Genomic DNA, 15,607 nt, shown 5'->3' on the forward strand with positions numbered 1-15,607 from the left:
AAAGACCTCCCTAAATGTTTAATATCTTACGAATATGCTTTACATGTTCCTGCGCTTTAGGACCTGTGCGTTTTCCGTTTAAGATATCTGATAGATATGCACCAGATATTCCGAGCAGTTCGGCAAGCTCACTATGCTTCATTTTCTTTTTATAAAGTTCAGATCGAACTCGAATGCTTAAATCCTCTGACATGATAGTTACCCTCCTTATGACATAGTCATCTGACTATTAGATTGATCAATTTCTATTTGTAATGAAGTTGATGGTCGCCACAATTCAATAAATCGTATAGCTTCATCAAACTTAATTTTTGGAATATCTCCGTAACGTGGTACTCCAAAATGTTGCTTGAATTCTCTCCAAAAGGCTGAAAATACTTTCTTGCTTAATTCTTCATAAGCAATTGATTCACTTCCGCCTAGTGCTTGTACTACTGAATATTTAGCCGCTTGTTGAATTTCTTGTTGTTGCAAGGAATCTATTCGCATACTGCCTTTCAAATACTTCACATCTGATTTGATGGTTTTAATTTCTCTATGGTGTTCTAAAGACGTTTCAAGTAACAATTCTGTTGGATCTTTATCGGTTTTCGCGGTGTAAGAACCAGTCTTACGGATGGACGGAATAACCTCGATTGCTAACCAATCTTGAAATTTTTCAGCTAATTCATTAGAAGCCTTGAAAGCTAATTTATAAACCAATGGTTCTGGTATTAAATCGCCTTTCCCAACTTCCTGGGAAACATATTTATCTAGATACTTGTTAACACGACTCCACCGGACAGTATCGTTGCCACTTTTGGCAACGGTAGTAAAACCTAGATTCTTTGCAACTTCTTCTAGATCAAACATCACTTGATCATTTTCTATCTTCGCTGATACTTTAAATAAATCATTTTGAAATACATTTAAATCTGACATTACCTTTCTCCTCTCTTTTGGTATAATCTCCCTATGAGGGAGGTGAAACAGGTATGGACAGAACCAATTTCCAAGAAATAGTTAGTAATACTTTTCAAAAACACGGTGTCGAAAACAAAGAATTAGAAAATGCAATTACCGATATTCTTGAGCAGACATTGGACTCCAGACGTTTAGCTAAAAGAATCTGGGAAGACGTCATAGAAAATTATGAAAGAGATCAAAGAATCAAAGCCAAATTTAGATAGTTAATCTCTTTCCGGTAACGAAACTTTCAAGAATATCACTTTTTAAAACGAGCAATTCAACAAGTTCCTTTTCATTATCAGCGTGTTGGATTGCTTCGTTTACCCACTTCAACATGTCTTCTTTTGTTTGTTCCTTGATCAGATCTTTTTTACCACTCACTTCTCACCCCTCCTTATATCCACTCACACCCAAGAACCAAAATTCGAAGTCTTTGCGTGACCTATTGGTGTCGCTCACTATCTTAATTGATAGGTTGTGGCGTACTCCGCTCTTTCGAATAATGGTGCTTAGGTGTGAGTGTTTTTTTTAAATAAAGCTATAAAATTAGCTAAAAATGTTGACAAAAATTATCCAATAGTATACTATTTAGACATAGCTAAATAAGACTATTAAAAGCCTGTAATTATGCATTTCATCAGCTCCCCAGCGTCAAAAATTGCATTTAAGTAGGTCGTATTTTTTATTGTCTTTTTTGCTAATCAAATAGCTTATGTGAATATAATAATACATTTGGATACCAACGTCAACTATAAATTATCCAAAAGTATAATTATTTTTCCTTTAAGTTGCCAGAAAGGTTGATATTATGCTATTCGATAGGGTAAAAAAATTATCAGAAGAACGTGGAGAAAATTTAAAAACAGTAGCATCAAATCTTGGTTTCAGTGAAAATGCTTTTTACAAATGGAAGAAACAAAGCCCTAAATCAGAAGCTTTGCAAAAAGTAGCAGACTACTTCGATGTATCTACAGATTACCTACTAGGTAGAACAGATAAAAAACGCTACTATGAATTAACAGATAAAGATGAACGAGATATACAAAAAGAATTAGAAAAGATATTAAACGATTTTAGCAATAGTGGTTTCGCTATGGCAGATGGAAGTTCACCTGATGAGCTGGACGAAGAAGATAGAGAATTATTAATTGCATCCTTAGAGCAATCACTCCGAATAGCAAAAAGAATTGCAAAACAAAAATTCACCCCTAAAAAATATAGAGACTAGGAGTGGTGTTTTGTGGATATTAAAAAGGTAGTAGGTCAATTAGTTAAAAAATTTAGTACAAATGATCCTTTTGAAATTGCTGAACGAATGAATATAGTCGTTCGCCATGTGCCTTTAGGAAAGATATTAGGTTATCACACTCGACAATGTCGTGTCTCTATAATCCACATCAACGAAACCGCATCTATAGAGCAACAAATATTCACTTGTTGTCATGAATTAGGACACGCTATTCTTCACCCAGAAGTTAATACACCTTTTCTAAAATCAAGCACTTATTTTTCTAATGATAAGATCGAACAAGAAGCGAATGAATTTGCGGTCGAATTATTGTTTTCTCAAGAAGGTGGTAATTCCATAACTATTCACGAAGCTACAGAACAGTATGGGATTCCTGAACAGCTTCTTGTTAAAAAATTTTACGCTTAAAACAGAACAAACATTCTCATTTTAAGGAGGTGATGTAACAAATATTTATCCCCTGAATGCGTCTACCCACGTAAGGAAAGGGAAGGATAAATATGAAATTATATAAATCAAAGATTGATGATGAAATTTACTATTACTTTCTAAAGAATGGCGAGAAGCGATTCATGTACCGTCATAAATACCATGATGCACTTGGTAAGAGGAAAGAGAAGAAGAAAAGTGGTTTCAAAACCGAAAAAGAGACTTTAAAAGCTTTATTGGAAGTTAAGTCTGCTATTTTAAATGGTCAAGTCAAACAAGTGGAACAAGATAAAATGACAGTGTCTCAGTGGTTAGATATTTGGTATGAAACGTACCACGTGCATTGGGAAGAATCAACTTGTAGACAGCGAAGAGATGTTATAAAAGATATTATGAAACCATTGCTAGGAAATTACAAACTTACCAAGCTAGACAAGACCACATACCAACGAATGTACATTAATAAGTTACTAAAGACATATGCACCCAGCACCGTACAGTTATACCACCGTCTATTTAAAATAGCGATCAATGCAGCAGTGGATGATGAATTACTATCACATAACAGATTTAACAAGATTACTTTCGAAAAAGAAACTAAACTGGATAATTTTTTAACAGCTGAGGAACTCAATATACTCTTAGATGCCACGAAAAAGACAGAGTCTATCACGAATTACCTAAATATATTACTTATAGCGTACACTGGATTACGTAAAGGTGAATCATTAGGTTTGAAGTGGAAAGATGTCAATTTCAAGAATAAAACGATAACCGTTAATTGCACAAGAGACCACTTTGGAGAAAGACCTCCTAAGACTAAAAACAGTTATCGTACAATACCTATTGATGATTTTATCATTGATCACCTTAAATCATATCAAAAATGGTGTATGCAAGCAAAACTGAAAAAAGGAGAGTCATTGGACAAAGAAAATGACCATGTTTTCTTATCTCCATACGGTACTCCAATATCAAACATGGTAATTAATCAAGTGTTTGACCGAGTCTACAAGCACTTGGAAGATGAGGGTATCAAGTTAAAACGGATCACACCGCACGGATTAAGACATACTCACGCCACGATATTAATTAATAAAGGGATACCTGATAAAATTATTGCAGACCGACTTGGTGATACCACAGATTTGGTCAACCGAGTATACGTTCACTCGTTAAAAGAGATGGAGGATAAAGCAGTATCTCTATTTAGTGAAACTCTTTCTGGGGCTAAAATTGGGGCTAATTAGGGATTAATCCTCCCTATCCCCTAATCCGACAAGCTTTTTAATGTCAGTTATTTTATACTATTAGTATAATATAGTTTCAAGTGAACGAAAAGGTTTGGTGGATAATAATGAAAGATTGGAAGCAATTTTTTAATGATAAAAAAATTAGAATAATCGACCATAGTGATCCGGAAACGCTTGGGACAGCGATGGCATCTTTTGCTGTCGATGATACGTTGTGTGAATCGGTAGGACGAAGCAGTGGCGAGGTTGCGTGCCGGTTCTGGGTCCATGACAACACGGTTGTTCTTGGCATTATCGATAGTCGATTGCCAGCTGTGGATGATGCTGTCGTTTTTTTAAAGGAAAAAGGGTTCGATGTTGTTGTAAGGAATTCTGGTGGTCTTGCTGTTGTGCTTGATCGGGATGTGTTGAACTTTTCTTTTGTGGTGCCGGATTTACCGGAGATGGGGATTCATTCTGGTTATGAGCTGATGACGGCGTTCGTTCAGGATATGTACGCGGATCTGACGGATGAGATTGAGGCGTATGAGGTGGTTGGATCGTATTGCCCGGGTGATTATGATTTGAGTATTGGTGGCAAGAAATTTGCTGGAGTCTCACAGCGACGTGTCAAAAAAGGGATTGCCGTGCAAATTTATATTTGTGTTCGCGGGAGCGGATCAGCTCGCGCTGAGCTGGTTCGTGAATTTTACCGTAAGGGCCGTTCGGTAGATGATGAGCGATTTGAATATCCGGTTGTGGAGCCTGATACAATGAGGTCATTGGCAGAGTTGGTAGGTATGGAATTAACTGTCGAGGATAGCATGAATCGTGTCTTAGGTTTGCTAGGTGATGTGGAATATGTGGAATTATCAGGTGATGAGTTAGCCGTTTTTGAAAAAAGGATGACACAGATGGTGGAAAGGAATCAAAAAGCACTTAAGTGAGCACTTTTTGATCCGTTGATGGTAGCTTAACCTGATAGCCAATACCTGGTTTTTGCGGTAGAGTGACATAACCATTGTTGACCTCCACTTCTGGGGTGATAATATCCTGATGCCAATAGCGGCTCGATGCTCCTGGGTCTGCTGGGAGTGTGAAATTTGGCAAGGTTGCTAATGCCAATGACTGGGCCCGCCCTACTCCCGCTTCGAGCATACCTCCACACCAGACGGGAACATTGTGCTGCTCGCAATAATCATGAATCTTGATCGCATTTGCGAAGCCACCGACTTTTGCTAATTTCATACTGATGATTTTACAGCTGCTAAGTGTGATCGCTGTTTGGACATCTGCTAGGGTATGGATGCTTTCATCCAGACAAATTGGTGTGTTAATTTCCTGCTGGAGCTTAGCATGTTCGATGAAATCATCAGGTGCAAGCGGCTGTTCGATCATCATGAGCTTGTACTGATCGATTTTTTTAAGATGCTCGATGTCTTTGATCGTATAGGCTGAATTGGCATCAACCATAAGTGGTGTTGTCGGAAAATGCTCGCGCACCTTTTCTAAAGTTTGAAGATCGTTTCCCGGCTTTATTTTTAATTTAATCCGTTGATAGCCTTGATTAAGTGCTTGGGTGATTTTTTCTAGGAGCTGCTCGTCAGTGACTTGCAGACCAATGGCAGCTCCTACTGGAATTTTGTTAGAAGTCCCTCCAATAGCTTGGTAGAGCGGTTGCCCTTTGCGCTTTGCATAAAGATCCCATACTGCTCCTTCAATAGCTGCTTTTGCCATCTGATTTCTACGAATTGTGTTGATCTGGAGCTCAGTCGGATGATTGATCTGCTGATTTTTGATGAGCGGCCAGAGATGATGCTCGATCATGTATTGCACCGTGTCTGTCGTTTCCTCTGTATACCATGGTGAAGCAAAGGCTACTGACTCCCCATAGCCTATGAAACCGTCCTTATCATGAAGTTCAGTGATGATGATATCCTTCTCTTTAACCGTAGTAGTACTATTGGTAAAAGGAAACTTAAGAGGCATTTTGAAACGATGGATAATTAGTTTCTTAAATGAGATCATTTTGCGTGGCTCCTTTTTTATGGCCACTTTTGATACTTTTATGGCCACTTTTCTGAGTTTTATGGCCGCTTTTTATGTTTTTTGGCCACTTTTGATATTTTTATGGCCACTTTCCAGAGTTTTATGGCCACTTCTATTTTTCGTTAAGGCTAGTATATCAGGGTGTGAATAGTAAGCCCCTTTTTTTACTCCAAATTTTATATATCCCGCTCTAGCAATTAATTTTCGAGTTGCTTCAGGTGACGACATTTGCAACATGTCTTGTGTTAACTGCTTTGTCACTCTATTATTCGATAATAATGCGATTTGATATAACAGCTTATGATGTGCATCTGTGCTTCTCGTTCCACAAAATGTGCATTGCCATCGCAATCGCTCTCTTCGCATAGAACGCTTGTTGCAAGAAGGACATGGCAGTCCTTTGTGTAAATCATCCCACAAAATGGCGTGTTTTTCTAGTATCGAAATCACGCGTTCACGATGATTTTCCACTAAAAATTGTTCTATTCTTTGATTAACTTCTTTGGAAATGATAGGGGGGTGCTTTTCTGCTAAATTTTCTAGGATGGATGGGATTCTTTGAGATGTCAATATACGTTTATATTCAGAGTAATCATGTAAGCGGAGGATGGCGTTAGGATTGACAAAGACAGCGAAGCGATAAGTTGGTAATTGGTCGATGTTATGTGCGGTGAAAAAGGAGCGCAAATTAGCATATTGGCGATCGACTTGCAAAAGAGGATCGTCAAAACCCTCTTTGATGCCGTCTATTATACGTGTTAATTGGTAGGATTTTGCATCAAAATAGATCTCTCCTGTGTGACTTTTTACTTCGAAAATAACTCGGAACCCTAATCCGAGAACGAGCCAATCGAGTTGGAAAGAATTGTAGTGTTCTAGTCGTAACCTTTTGATACAGGTTAGAGATGGGGCCTGTGCTTGATCGAGGTAGTAGGCGAGGTTGTCTTCTCCTGCTTGTCCAGCTTCTTGCCGCCAGAAATAATTGCTAATGTTGGGGTACTCAGGATGTTGTTCAGGAAGAAGTTCTAGGAGTGCCCGATATTGTTGCGTTAAAATTGGTATGTCGGGAAGCATATCTATTCTCCTTTCTCCCCTTAATATAGCAAAAAGCACAGTAGAAATCTACTGTGCATCTAATGCTTGTGCTGCGGTGATTAATGCTAATTTATAAGCATCGTCACTGCTACAGCCGCGTGATAGGTCATTAACTGGTTTGTTAAGCCCTTGAAGGATTGGCCCCACTGCATCAAATCCGCCTAAACGTTGGGCAATTTTGTAGCCAATATTCCCTGCCTCAAGTCCAGGGAATACAAATACATTTGCATCACCTTTCAATACAGATCCTGGTGCTTTTTTTTCTGCTACTGAAGGTACGAATGCTGCATCAAATTGGAATTCACCATCTAATGTTAGTTCTGGCGCTTTTTCTCTTGCGATGTTAACTGCTTCGGCCACTTTCTCTGTCTCTTCTGATTTGGCTGAGCCTTTTGTTGAGAAGCTAAGCATTGCAACGCGAGGGTCAATATCAAAAAGTTTTGCTGTTTCGGCACTGCCAACTGCGATTTCCGCTAAGTCCTGACTGTCTGGAGCAATGTTAATGGCACAGTCTGCAAACACATATTTCTCATCGTCACGAACCATAATGAAGACACCAGAAGTTTTCTTAATACCTTCTTTTGTCTTAATAATTTGTAATGCTGGACGAACTGTATCTGCTGTAGAATGAGCAGCACCACTTACGAGACCATCTGCTTTGCCCATGTAGACAAGCATTGTACCAAAATAGTTTTCATCTAGTAGCATGTTACGTGCATCTTCTTCTGTTGCTTTACCTTTACGGCGTTCCACGAAAGCTGCAACCATGTCGTCGAATTCCGCATAAGTGCTTGGATCTAGAATTTCTACTCCTTCAATATCTACACTTAGCTCTTTTGCTTTCTGTTCCACTTTTTCCTGTAATCCGACTAGTACAGGTTCTACTAATCCGTCCCTTTTCAATTGACTGGCTGCTGTTAGAATTCGTTCATCCAATCCTTCAGGAAACACGATTTTTCTAGCATTTCCTTCTAATCTACTTTTAATATCCGCAAATAAATCGCTCATTTTTTAACCCTCCAAATTATTATCTGTATTATATGATACGCGTTTTTGTGTAATAATGAAAGTGTGAACTTACATGAATGCGTTTCATTATCACTTTTTTTAAAAATGTTCATATTTTTGTAAAATATTGGATATCACTCTAGTATTTCAATAAGTATTTTTCCCCAAATATGTTATATTAAAACCGTAGAATGATTACTAAGGAGTGAATCAAGATGCCAGAAGCAGTAGAAACAATGGATGGTTGGTATTGTTTACACGATTTACGTAAAATAGATTGGCCTAAATGGAAAAAGGCATCAGAAGAAGAACGCAGACAAGCTGTTACGGAATTACAAGTGATGCTTCGCGAATGGGAAGAGGTTGCAGAAGCTCGTGATGGCAGCCATGCGTTTTACTCATTAATGGGGCAAAAGGCAGATCTAATATTAATGATTCTTCGCCCTACTATGAAGGAGTTAGAAGAAATCGAATTGCGCTTTAACAAATCAAAATTTGCTGAATATACAACTCCTAGCTATTCTTATGTCTCTGTTGTAGAACTATCCAAATATATGTCCAAAGAGAATGACAATCCAGAAGAGAACCCTGGTGTTCGTGCTCGTCTGAAGCCAAAGTTACCAGAATGGGATCATATTTGCTTCTACCCGATGGATAAGCGTCGTGAAGGTAACGATAATTGGTATATGCTACCGATAGATGAGCGTCGTCAATTGATGTACGAGCATAGTCTAACTGGTAGAAAATATGCTGGTGAAATTAAACAAATTATTACGGGTTCCATGGGCTTTGATGATTGGGAATGGAGTGTTACCTTATTCGCCAAAGACGTACTGCAAATTAAAAAGATCGTCTATGAAATGCGTTTTGATGTAGTAAGTGCACGATATGGCGAATTCGGACCATTCTATGTCGGCAATATATTAAAAACAGATGAAATCCCTGCTTATTTAGCAGTCTAAACACACGGTTTTTTTCCGTGTGTTTTTTATATAGAAAAACAAAGGCTTTCTTACACTTGGAAAATCCTTTGTTTTTCTTTATGCATGTTTCTCGGGGCAGATGCATATAGATGGCTAGTAGGAATGCGGAAAAAAGCACGCGCAAATTTCCGAGTATAGAACAGAAAGGAGTCTTTTTGATGAGTCAAAATCAAAACCAGAGCCACCAGCAGCCTGTGAATATGCAGCCATATACTCCTCAAAGTTATTATGGCGGTTATGGGGGATATCAATATCCGTATGCACAGATGCCCCGCATGGATCAGTTAGGTCAATTCGGTCAAATGGGACAAAATGGACCAACTGGACAGACTGGACAGACCGGTCAACAGCAGCCTCAACCACCAGGAACAGATGTACCTGGTATGCTTCCCGTTGAAGAATCTTATATCGAAAATATTCTCCGACTAAACAAAGGAAAAAAAGCTACTGTATATATGACGTTTGAAAACAATGAACGCTGGAATGCAAAGGTATTTAAAGGAAATATCGAAGCAGCAGGTCGTGATCACATCATTTTAAGTGATCCTGAGTCTGGTAAACGTTATGTTTTATTAATGGTTTATTTAGATTATATTACATTTGATGAAGAAATTGCTTATGATTATCCAGTGAACCAAAGTCCTGGATTGGCTTCCTATTCTCCAAGATAAATAAAGAGCCTACTTTGACAATGTTTAGGAAAATGAACAGCTTAGACACAAGTTTTGCACTTGTGTCGTTTTTTTGCGGAGGTTTATGTAATGAAGAAAAAAGCAACCATCGATGAAATAACAGTTGCATGTTTTAGTTTAACATTAGTATTGATTGTACTAGCATGGCAACACGGATCAGTTGTATTAGGGAAAATTGCTTTAGTAAGCTTAAGTATCAATCTATTTTTAGAAGCTTGGAAGGAGCGGAAAAAAGGGCATGCTATTTTCTTTTCACAATTTTTATTTCGAGGTATTGGAATAATCGGGATAATGACGCTCTTGCTTCTCTATATGTAAAAAGGGGTGGCCAAAAAGGGTCCGTTTTGGACACCCCAATACCTTACATATACTTGATTACTGCATAGCCTAACAACACCCAGCCGATTAAAAATCCTAGTCCACCAATTGGCGTAATCATAGCAAATGTTTTGATCTGTGTTGTCGAATAGATATAGAGACTGCCTGAGAATAAAATGATACCTGCGAAGAAGAACCAGCCTGCAGAGACAATACTTCCAGCAGTAATTTTTTGCATTAATAAACCTGTTACAAGTAAGGCAACGGTATGGAACATTTGATACTGTACTGCTTTTTCCCAAGTAGCAAGCATCTTATCTGATAATTTCCCCTCTAAACCATGTGCACCAAAGGCTCCTAATGCAACGGCAAGAAAACCATTGAGAATTCCTAATAACAAAAAGAGTTTCATCTGTTTGTCCACTCCCTAATTAAAAGTCTAGTAGTGAATCGCCATTAGCACCATCATCTTCTACCTTCTTATTTTGTTTGACGGTTGGTGTTGGTGCTGGTTGTCCAACCATTTTCTGCCACTCTAATTCGTTGATCGAACTGGTAGATACAGTCGACGTGCTACTGTCTTGATCTAATAATAAATCTGTTAAAGATTGAATGGCTTTCGCATGTTCTCTTACTTTCGTTTCATTTTGCAATGCTTGTTCGCATTCCGTTATAATTTTTCGCAAGATCTGCTGGTTAGTAACCGCCATAATGACTCATCCTCTCTCACGCTATTATACAATTCCAAGTGAATTTAAGAAAATGATAGCAATCAAGATTGGCGCAATAAATTTCACGAGCAAATACCAGTAAGGGCCAAATCGATTGTTCGTTAAATCTGATGCTTCCAGTGCCTCTTGTTTAGTAAAATACCAGCCGACGAATAATGCCATCGTTACACCGCCAATCGGCAAGAAAACACTTGACGACAGGAAGTCCATGGAATCTAAAATGTTCCGATCTCCAATTAAGGTGATACCACTCCATTTCCCCATTCCTAAGGAAACAGTCACACCAGACGCAAAAATGATGATACCAACAATAAATGATGCTAATTTTCTCGACATCTTAGCTGCGCGCATCAAATAAGCAACTGGTACCTCCAGCAAGGAAATAGAGGAAGAAATGGCCGCTAAGCTTAATGCTGTGAAGAAGATCAAGCCAACAATATTACCAAAATTCATTTGATAAAAGATTTCTGGCAAGGTAATAAAAACAAGTGGCGGACCAGAGCTAGGATCAATGCCAAAGGCAAATACAGCCGGAAAGATCACAATTCCAGAAACAATAGCAAATAGTGTGTCCATTACCCCTATTCCAACTGTTGCACCGGGTAACTGATGTTGCTTCGTTAAGTAACTACCGTACGTCATCATCGTACCAACCCCTAAGCTAAGGGAGAAGAATGCTTGCCCTAATGCTGCGATATAAACAGATGGATCGTCTAAAACTGACCAATCTGGTTGAAAAAGAAAGGCAAGTCCCTCACCTGCACCTGGCAATGTCACACTATAAATCGCCAATCCAATCATCATTAATGCTAAAATCGGCATTAATATTTTATTGGCAAGCTCGATACCTTTTTTAACGCCGACCAACACAATAAACATAGTAATCCCCATAAAAAGGGCATGCCAGAATAACGGAGCGTAATCCTGTGAGATAAATGCCTCAAAAGATCCACCAAACCCAATGTCCGGCATTTCTGTCATCTTACCTGTTACATAGCTCCACCAATAATATAGTGACCAGCCGGCTACTACGCTGTAAAAGCTTAGAATCAGAAAAGCACTCGCAACTCCTAAATAGCCCACGACAAACCATGGTTGCTTAGGTGCCAATTTTTTATATGAACCGACAATATCGTTTTGTGCCTTTCTTCCTATACTTACTTCTACCAGTAATAATGGGATACCGATAACTAACACACTTAAAATATATAAAATTAAAAATGCGCCTCCACCATTTTCACCAGCTACATAGGAGAAACGCCATATATTTCCCAATCCAACAGCAGAACCCATTGCTGCTAACATAAAACCAAGTCTTGATGCCCAGTTTTCTCGTTGCATCTCTTTTCACCTCTATTACAGATAAATAAATTCTTTCCTAATTGTACACGATACACCTTCTCTTTTCTACCATGAGTTTTAGATGATATAGTAGTTTTACAAGGAGGGAACATTATGCAAGAAAAATTAGCATTAATCAGGAATCATTCTCCTGTTCAGCTTGTTCAACCTGTAGCTGGTGGCGATATTAATCAGGCTTACTATGTCCAAACAGAAGAAAGGAATTATTTTATCAAAACGAACCGAGGCGTACCAACCGACTTTTTTCAAATAGAAGCAGATGGTTTGGAGCGAATTCGTGCCACCAATACCATCGCTGTTCCAACAGTTTATCATTATGATATCGCTAATGGGGATGAGGAAATTACCTTGATAATGGAATGGATAGAAGGAGAAAAGAATACTTTAACAGGTCGTTGGTTAGGAGAAGGCTTAGCTGCTTTACATTTGGCTACGTCCGGTACTTTGTATGGATTGGACCAAACTACCTTTGTCGGAGAGTTGACGCAGGATAATACTTGGTATGATAATTGGGTCGACTATTACCAAGAGAAGCGCCTTCTTCCCCAATTAGAGCTTGCGATTAGAAAAGGAAGAATGAATGATAAAAGACGGGAGCGTATGGAAGCTTTATTAGCTCGTTTGGATCAATACCTTCCAAAAGTTCCTCGTGTATCACTGTTACATGGTGATTTATGGGGTGGTAACTGGCTTGCAGGCAAAAATGGTGAGCCCTATTTAATCGATCCTTCTGTCGTATATGGAGATCATTTATTTGAAATAGCATTCACGGAACTGTTTGGCGGATTCTCGGCTGATTTTTATCAAAGTTACCAATCAGTCTTTCCATTGGAGGATTACTATGAGGAAGTAAAGCCAATATATCAGTTGTTTTATTTACTGGTCCATTTGAATATGTTTGGTGAAAGCTATGGCCAAAGTGTCGACCAAATTCTTACACGTTATCAAAGCGAATAATCGTGTTTTTCCTCCTCCATTCTAATAAATATGAATATAGCTTCCATTTAGGTATATTTTTATCCGTTTATGGGGATACCAAAAAAAGCCATCCTATGATGACTTTTCTTGGTATTGATATACTTTTTTTGGTGGCTGTTGTTTGTTTTTTCGTTCTTTCCACCATTGTTGTATGTGATCAGTTTTTACTTCCACAATTGGCTGGGTAAAGGTTACAACCCATTTGGAGGACAAGAACCAAACGATCGCAGCTGCAATGACAGCAATACCCAATGTATCAAGGTTTTGGTCAACTGCCAACAAATTCTGCTGACGACCGTATTGAATAATCACTCCATGCAGTAAATAGACGTACATGGTATTTTGTCCCAATGGGGTAAACGAATAATGTTTATTCGGGATTAATAATAATACCGAGAAAACCATCAATGTCGCTACTAGGTATAATAAGGCACGGATGAACCCTCCACTAGCTGCTACATCCAATGCCTGGTAAGAATGGGAACCAAAAAGCCATTGGGATGGGATACTAGGTGTTACATAACTTACCACAAACACGGCTATTAAAAAGCCTACTGCTATTGCCTTTTTATTCACTGTCTGCCAGTTGAATAGTTGTTCCTTAGACAACCAGTAACCAATTAAGAAAAACGGAAAGAAGACTAGTGTCCTGGATAAACTGAATGATGGGCCGATAAATGGTAAATAACCGACCAAAACACCAATCCCAAAGGCAATTGATATTCCATAAAAAGGTTTCAATCTTTTAAAACCAATCAATAGTAGGTGCCAGCTGAATAAGCTTAGCAAGAACCATAATCCCCAATGTGGGTCATACAACGTGGCATCCCAGCTACTTTTCCCAATTCCTAAGTAATAAACGGAATAAAAAAGCTGGAATAAGAAATATGGGAATAAGATCCGCTTCACTAATTTTAGCAAGTATCCTTTATCACTTGCACCTTTCGCGAAAAAGCCACTTACTAAAATAAATACTGGCATATGAAAAAGATAAATCCATTGATATAATACATTGACTAATTCAATGTTTTCTTTTAAAGGTTGAATTAGATGACCAAACACAACTAAAAATATAAACAAGAGCTTGGCATTATCAAAATAAGCTTCACGTTGCATCTTCTTTATTCTCCCTTTTTGTGCTTTTACTCCATATTACCCTCTTTAAGGCAGAACAAAAAGTAATTCCGTTTATTGTTAACAATTTGTAATCGCTATGTCAAAATATTGCAATTAAAACGAAATGGCCCATGCACCGTCTCGGAAGATTGCTTCTTTTTGCCCATTTTTTGTAATTCCATCAATATTCATATTTGCAGAACCAATCATAAAGTCTTCATGGACAATACTGTCATTGACACCATGTTGATCCATCTCCTTCTCTGTCATATGAGAACCGCCTTCTATATTTGTTGGATATGCTTTACCCAATGCAATATGACAAGATGCATTTTCATCAAAAAGTGTATTAAAGAAAATAATCCCTGCTTGTGAGACAGGAGATTCGTGTGGTACTAATGCCACTTCACCTAAGCGAGATGCACCATCATCATCCGCTTTTAATAGCTGTTTTAACGCCTCTTCCCCTGTCTCGCATGTATAATCAATCACCTTACCGTCCTTAAACGTTAACGTGAAGTTGTCAATCAACTGGCCTTGAAAACTTAACGGTTTTGTACTTGCAACATGACCATTGACTCCGTATTTATGTGGCATCGTAAATACTTCTTCTGTCGGAATATTCGGGTTAAACGCAATTCCATCTGTTGATTTTGCTGCTCCACCATGCCAAATATGTCCTTCCGGCAATTCAATTGTTAAATCCGTTCCTTCTGCTTGAAAGTGGAGTTTCGTATAATTTCTTTCATTCAAGTATTCACGAGCGTTTCGTAATAATTCGTTATGCTTTTTCCATTCCGCAATTGGATCTTCCTGATCAACTCGGGCGATGCGGTAAATTTCCTGCCATAGTTTTTGCTTCGCTTCTTTTGCATTTAAATATGGAAAGATCTTTTGTGCCCACGCTGTCGTAGGATAACCAACAATCGACCAACGTGCCCGATCGTTCATCAAGTAATCACGATATTCTTTAAGCGCAATCGAGCTTGCTTTCGTTACGGCAGCCATCCGTTTACCATCAATATTTTGCAATAGATCAGGATTTTCACCATAAATATTTAATATCGCATACCCTTCTTTTACCATACCTACCATGGCTTCCTTACGCCACTCAGGGAATGTTTCCAATACCTCCATTGGCGCATGCTTCATTTTTAAATAGGTTAACTCATCATCTTTCCACTCAACATGGACGTTTTTTGCACCTTTTTCGTATGCTTCTTTCACAACTATTCGAACAAATTCAATCGCTTCTATTGGAGCTTGGACCAATAAGCCTTGACCTTCTTGTAAATTTACACCTGTATGTAATGCTAGTTGTGCATATTTTTTCATTAATTCCTGCATGTTTCAACCTCCTTCAAAATATAGCTACAATAATATGCTACCTGAATACTGTGTAAATGCAAATGCAAAC

At 38.4% G+C, this 15,607-nt stretch carries 20 protein-coding genes; 9 read left to right on the plus strand and 11 right to left on the minus strand.

The features are described 5' to 3' along the window. Positions 1 to 10: 10 nt before the first annotated feature. A complete protein-coding gene (locus tag ACTNEP_RS17800) occupies positions 11 to 193 on the minus strand; it encodes a helix-turn-helix domain-containing protein (RefSeq protein WP_441163322.1) in 183 nt (60 codons plus the stop codon). A 14-nt stretch (positions 194 to 207) separates the two neighbouring features. Continuing rightward, positions 208 to 921, minus strand: a complete 714-nt coding sequence (locus ACTNEP_RS17805) for an ORF6C domain-containing protein (protein ID WP_441163323.1) — start codon at positions 919 to 921, stop codon at positions 208 to 210. Positions 922 to 974: 53 nt separating this feature from the next. On the opposite strand from ACTNEP_RS17805, the gene ACTNEP_RS17810 reads away from it, so the two are divergent. Continuing rightward, positions 975 to 1,169: a hypothetical protein gene (locus ACTNEP_RS17810; protein ID WP_441163324.1), complete on the plus strand. Its 195-nt coding sequence runs from the start codon at positions 975 to 977 to the stop codon at positions 1,167 to 1,169. Here the strand turns inward: ACTNEP_RS17810 and ACTNEP_RS17815 are convergent. Continuing rightward, positions 1,162 to 1,329 carry a hypothetical protein gene (locus tag ACTNEP_RS17815; RefSeq protein ID WP_441163325.1) on the minus strand — a complete coding sequence of 56 codons (168 nt, stop codon included), beginning with the start codon at positions 1,327 to 1,329 and terminating at the stop codon, positions 1,162 to 1,164. The two genes, ACTNEP_RS17810 and ACTNEP_RS17815, sit on opposite strands and share 8 nt — an antisense overlap. 427 nt (positions 1,330 to 1,756) lie before the next feature. Here ACTNEP_RS17815 and ACTNEP_RS17820 point away from each other — a divergent pair, with 427 nt between their 5' ends. From ACTNEP_RS17820 to ACTNEP_RS17835, 4 genes are all read left to right on the plus strand, one after another. Then, positions 1,757 to 2,176: a helix-turn-helix domain-containing protein gene (locus ACTNEP_RS17820; protein ID WP_441163326.1), complete on the plus strand. Its 420-nt coding sequence runs from the start codon at positions 1,757 to 1,759 to the stop codon at positions 2,174 to 2,176. Between the two features lie 12 nt (positions 2,177 to 2,188). Next, entirely contained in the window at positions 2,189 to 2,605 is a 417-nt protein-coding gene (locus tag ACTNEP_RS17825; protein WP_441163327.1) for an ImmA/IrrE family metallo-endopeptidase, read from the plus strand. 92 nt (positions 2,606 to 2,697) lie between these two features. After that, positions 2,698 to 3,876, plus strand: coding sequence for a tyrosine-type recombinase/integrase (locus ACTNEP_RS17830; protein ID WP_441163328.1), 1,179 nt, complete (start codon positions 2,698 to 2,700; stop codon positions 3,874 to 3,876). A 107-nt stretch (positions 3,877 to 3,983) separates the two neighbouring features. After that, positions 3,984 to 4,805, plus strand: coding sequence for a lipoate--protein ligase family protein (locus ACTNEP_RS17835; RefSeq protein WP_441163329.1), 822 nt, complete (start codon positions 3,984 to 3,986; stop codon positions 4,803 to 4,805). On the opposite strand, the gene menC is transcribed toward ACTNEP_RS17835, so the two are convergent. From menC to pta, 3 genes are all read right to left on the minus strand, one after another. Then, positions 4,798 to 5,886, minus strand: a complete 1,089-nt coding sequence (menC, locus tag ACTNEP_RS17840; RefSeq protein WP_441163330.1) for an o-succinylbenzoate synthase — start codon at positions 5,884 to 5,886, stop codon at positions 4,798 to 4,800. The two genes, ACTNEP_RS17835 and menC, sit on opposite strands and share 8 nt — an antisense overlap. 72 nt (positions 5,887 to 5,958) lie before the next feature. Next, positions 5,959 to 6,981, minus strand: coding sequence for a nuclease-related domain-containing protein (locus tag ACTNEP_RS17845; RefSeq protein WP_441163331.1), 1,023 nt, complete (start codon positions 6,979 to 6,981; stop codon positions 5,959 to 5,961). 48 nt (positions 6,982 to 7,029) lie between these two features. After that, a complete protein-coding gene (pta, locus tag ACTNEP_RS17850; RefSeq protein WP_441163332.1) occupies positions 7,030 to 8,010 on the minus strand; it encodes a phosphate acetyltransferase in 981 nt (326 codons plus the stop codon). Between the two features lie 215 nt (positions 8,011 to 8,225). On the opposite strand from pta, the gene hemQ reads away from it, so the two are divergent. The 3 genes from hemQ (at position 8,226) to ACTNEP_RS17865 (ending at position 10,003) form a co-directional block, all read left to right on the plus strand. Further along, complete coding sequence (gene hemQ / locus ACTNEP_RS17855; RefSeq protein ID WP_441163333.1) at positions 8,226 to 8,972, plus strand: hydrogen peroxide-dependent heme synthase; 747 nt, start codon at positions 8,226 to 8,228, stop codon at positions 8,970 to 8,972. A gap of 179 nt (positions 8,973 to 9,151) precedes the next feature. Next, entirely contained in the window at positions 9,152 to 9,664 is a 513-nt protein-coding gene (gerQ, locus tag ACTNEP_RS17860; RefSeq protein ID WP_441163334.1) for a spore coat protein GerQ, read from the plus strand. 90 nt (positions 9,665 to 9,754) lie between these two features. Then, positions 9,755 to 10,003, plus strand: coding sequence for a hypothetical protein (locus ACTNEP_RS17865; RefSeq protein ID WP_441163335.1), 249 nt, complete (start codon positions 9,755 to 9,757; stop codon positions 10,001 to 10,003). A gap of 43 nt (positions 10,004 to 10,046) precedes the next feature. Here ACTNEP_RS17865 and ACTNEP_RS17870 read toward each other — a convergent pair whose 3' ends face one another. Genes ACTNEP_RS17870 through ACTNEP_RS17880 form a run of 3 tightly spaced genes read right to left on the minus strand, consistent with a single transcriptional unit; the run spans position 10,047 to position 12,075 of the window. Next, the gene (locus ACTNEP_RS17870; RefSeq protein ID WP_441163336.1) at positions 10,047 to 10,415 is read right to left on the minus strand and encodes a DUF423 domain-containing protein; all 369 of its coding nucleotides are present in this window, start codon (positions 10,413 to 10,415) and stop codon (positions 10,047 to 10,049) included. Between the two features lie 19 nt (positions 10,416 to 10,434). Continuing rightward, complete coding sequence (locus ACTNEP_RS17875) at positions 10,435 to 10,713, minus strand: YwdI family protein (RefSeq protein WP_441163337.1); 279 nt, start codon at positions 10,711 to 10,713, stop codon at positions 10,435 to 10,437. A gap of 24 nt (positions 10,714 to 10,737) precedes the next feature. Next, on the minus strand, positions 10,738 to 12,075 hold the full coding sequence (locus tag ACTNEP_RS17880; RefSeq protein WP_441163338.1) for a sodium-dependent transporter: 1,338 nt from the start codon (positions 12,073 to 12,075) through the stop codon (positions 10,738 to 10,740). Between the two features lie 114 nt (positions 12,076 to 12,189). On the opposite strand from ACTNEP_RS17880, the gene ACTNEP_RS17885 reads away from it, so the two are divergent. Next, positions 12,190 to 13,053 (plus strand): fructosamine kinase family protein, encoded by an 864-nt coding sequence (locus ACTNEP_RS17885; protein WP_441163339.1) that lies wholly within the window; start codon positions 12,190 to 12,192, stop codon positions 13,051 to 13,053. Between the two features lie 93 nt (positions 13,054 to 13,146). On the opposite strand, the gene ACTNEP_RS17890 is transcribed toward ACTNEP_RS17885, so the two are convergent. Both ACTNEP_RS17890 and ACTNEP_RS17895 read right to left on the minus strand, forming a co-directional pair. After that, positions 13,147 to 14,190, minus strand: coding sequence for an acyltransferase family protein (locus ACTNEP_RS17890; RefSeq protein ID WP_441163340.1), 1,044 nt, complete (start codon positions 14,188 to 14,190; stop codon positions 13,147 to 13,149). Positions 14,191 to 14,304: 114 nt separating this feature from the next. Next, entirely contained in the window at positions 14,305 to 15,537 is a 1,233-nt protein-coding gene (locus ACTNEP_RS17895; RefSeq protein ID WP_441163341.1) for an aminopeptidase, read from the minus strand. Positions 15,538 to 15,607: the final 70 nt, after the last annotated feature.

Origin of the sequence: Gracilibacillus sp. HCP3S3_G5_2 (genome assembly GCF_052063305.1) — a bacterium.
In the GTDB taxonomy this organism is placed as follows: domain Bacteria; phylum Bacillota; class Bacilli; order Bacillales; family Amphibacillaceae; genus Gracilibacillus.

Coding starts and splice junctions, on each gene's coding strand:
- ACTNEP_RS17875 (WP_441163337.1), bottom strand. CDS start 10,713: ATGGCGGTTACTAACCAGCAGATCTTGCGAAAAATTATAACGGAATGC.
- ACTNEP_RS17885 (WP_441163339.1), top strand. CDS start 12,190: ATGCAAGAAAAATTAGCATTAATCAGGAATCATTCTCCTGTTCAGCTT.
- gerQ (WP_441163334.1), top strand. CDS start 9,152: ATGAGTCAAAATCAAAACCAGAGCCACCAGCAGCCTGTGAATATGCAG.
- ACTNEP_RS17870 (WP_441163336.1), bottom strand. CDS start 10,415: ATGAAACTCTTTTTGTTATTAGGAATTCTCAATGGTTTTCTTGCCGTT.
- ACTNEP_RS17820 (WP_441163326.1), top strand. CDS start 1,757: ATGCTATTCGATAGGGTAAAAAAATTATCAGAAGAACGTGGAGAAAAT.
- ACTNEP_RS17830 (WP_441163328.1), top strand. CDS start 2,698: ATGAAATTATATAAATCAAAGATTGATGATGAAATTTACTATTACTTT.
- ACTNEP_RS17890 (WP_441163340.1), bottom strand. CDS start 14,190: ATGCAACGTGAAGCTTATTTTGATAATGCCAAGCTCTTGTTTATATTT.
- menC (WP_441163330.1), bottom strand. CDS start 5,886: ATGATCTCATTTAAGAAACTAATTATCCATCGTTTCAAAATGCCTCTT.
- pta (WP_441163332.1), bottom strand. CDS start 8,010: ATGAGCGATTTATTTGCGGATATTAAAAGTAGATTAGAAGGAAATGCT.
- ACTNEP_RS17800 (WP_441163322.1), bottom strand. CDS start 193: ATGTCAGAGGATTTAAGCATTCGAGTTCGATCTGAACTTTATAAAAAG.
- hemQ (WP_441163333.1), top strand. CDS start 8,226: ATGCCAGAAGCAGTAGAAACAATGGATGGTTGGTATTGTTTACACGAT.
- ACTNEP_RS17835 (WP_441163329.1), top strand. CDS start 3,984: ATGAAAGATTGGAAGCAATTTTTTAATGATAAAAAAATTAGAATAATC.
- ACTNEP_RS17865 (WP_441163335.1), top strand. CDS start 9,755: ATGAAGAAAAAAGCAACCATCGATGAAATAACAGTTGCATGTTTTAGT.
- ACTNEP_RS17880 (WP_441163338.1), bottom strand. CDS start 12,075: ATGCAACGAGAAAACTGGGCATCAAGACTTGGTTTTATGTTAGCAGCA.
- ACTNEP_RS17845 (WP_441163331.1), bottom strand. CDS start 6,981: ATGCTTCCCGACATACCAATTTTAACGCAACAATATCGGGCACTCCTA.
- ACTNEP_RS17895 (WP_441163341.1), bottom strand. CDS start 15,537: ATGCAGGAATTAATGAAAAAATATGCACAACTAGCATTACATACAGGT.
- ACTNEP_RS17805 (WP_441163323.1), bottom strand. CDS start 921: ATGTCAGATTTAAATGTATTTCAAAATGATTTATTTAAAGTATCAGCG.
- ACTNEP_RS17810 (WP_441163324.1), top strand. CDS start 975: ATGGACAGAACCAATTTCCAAGAAATAGTTAGTAATACTTTTCAAAAA.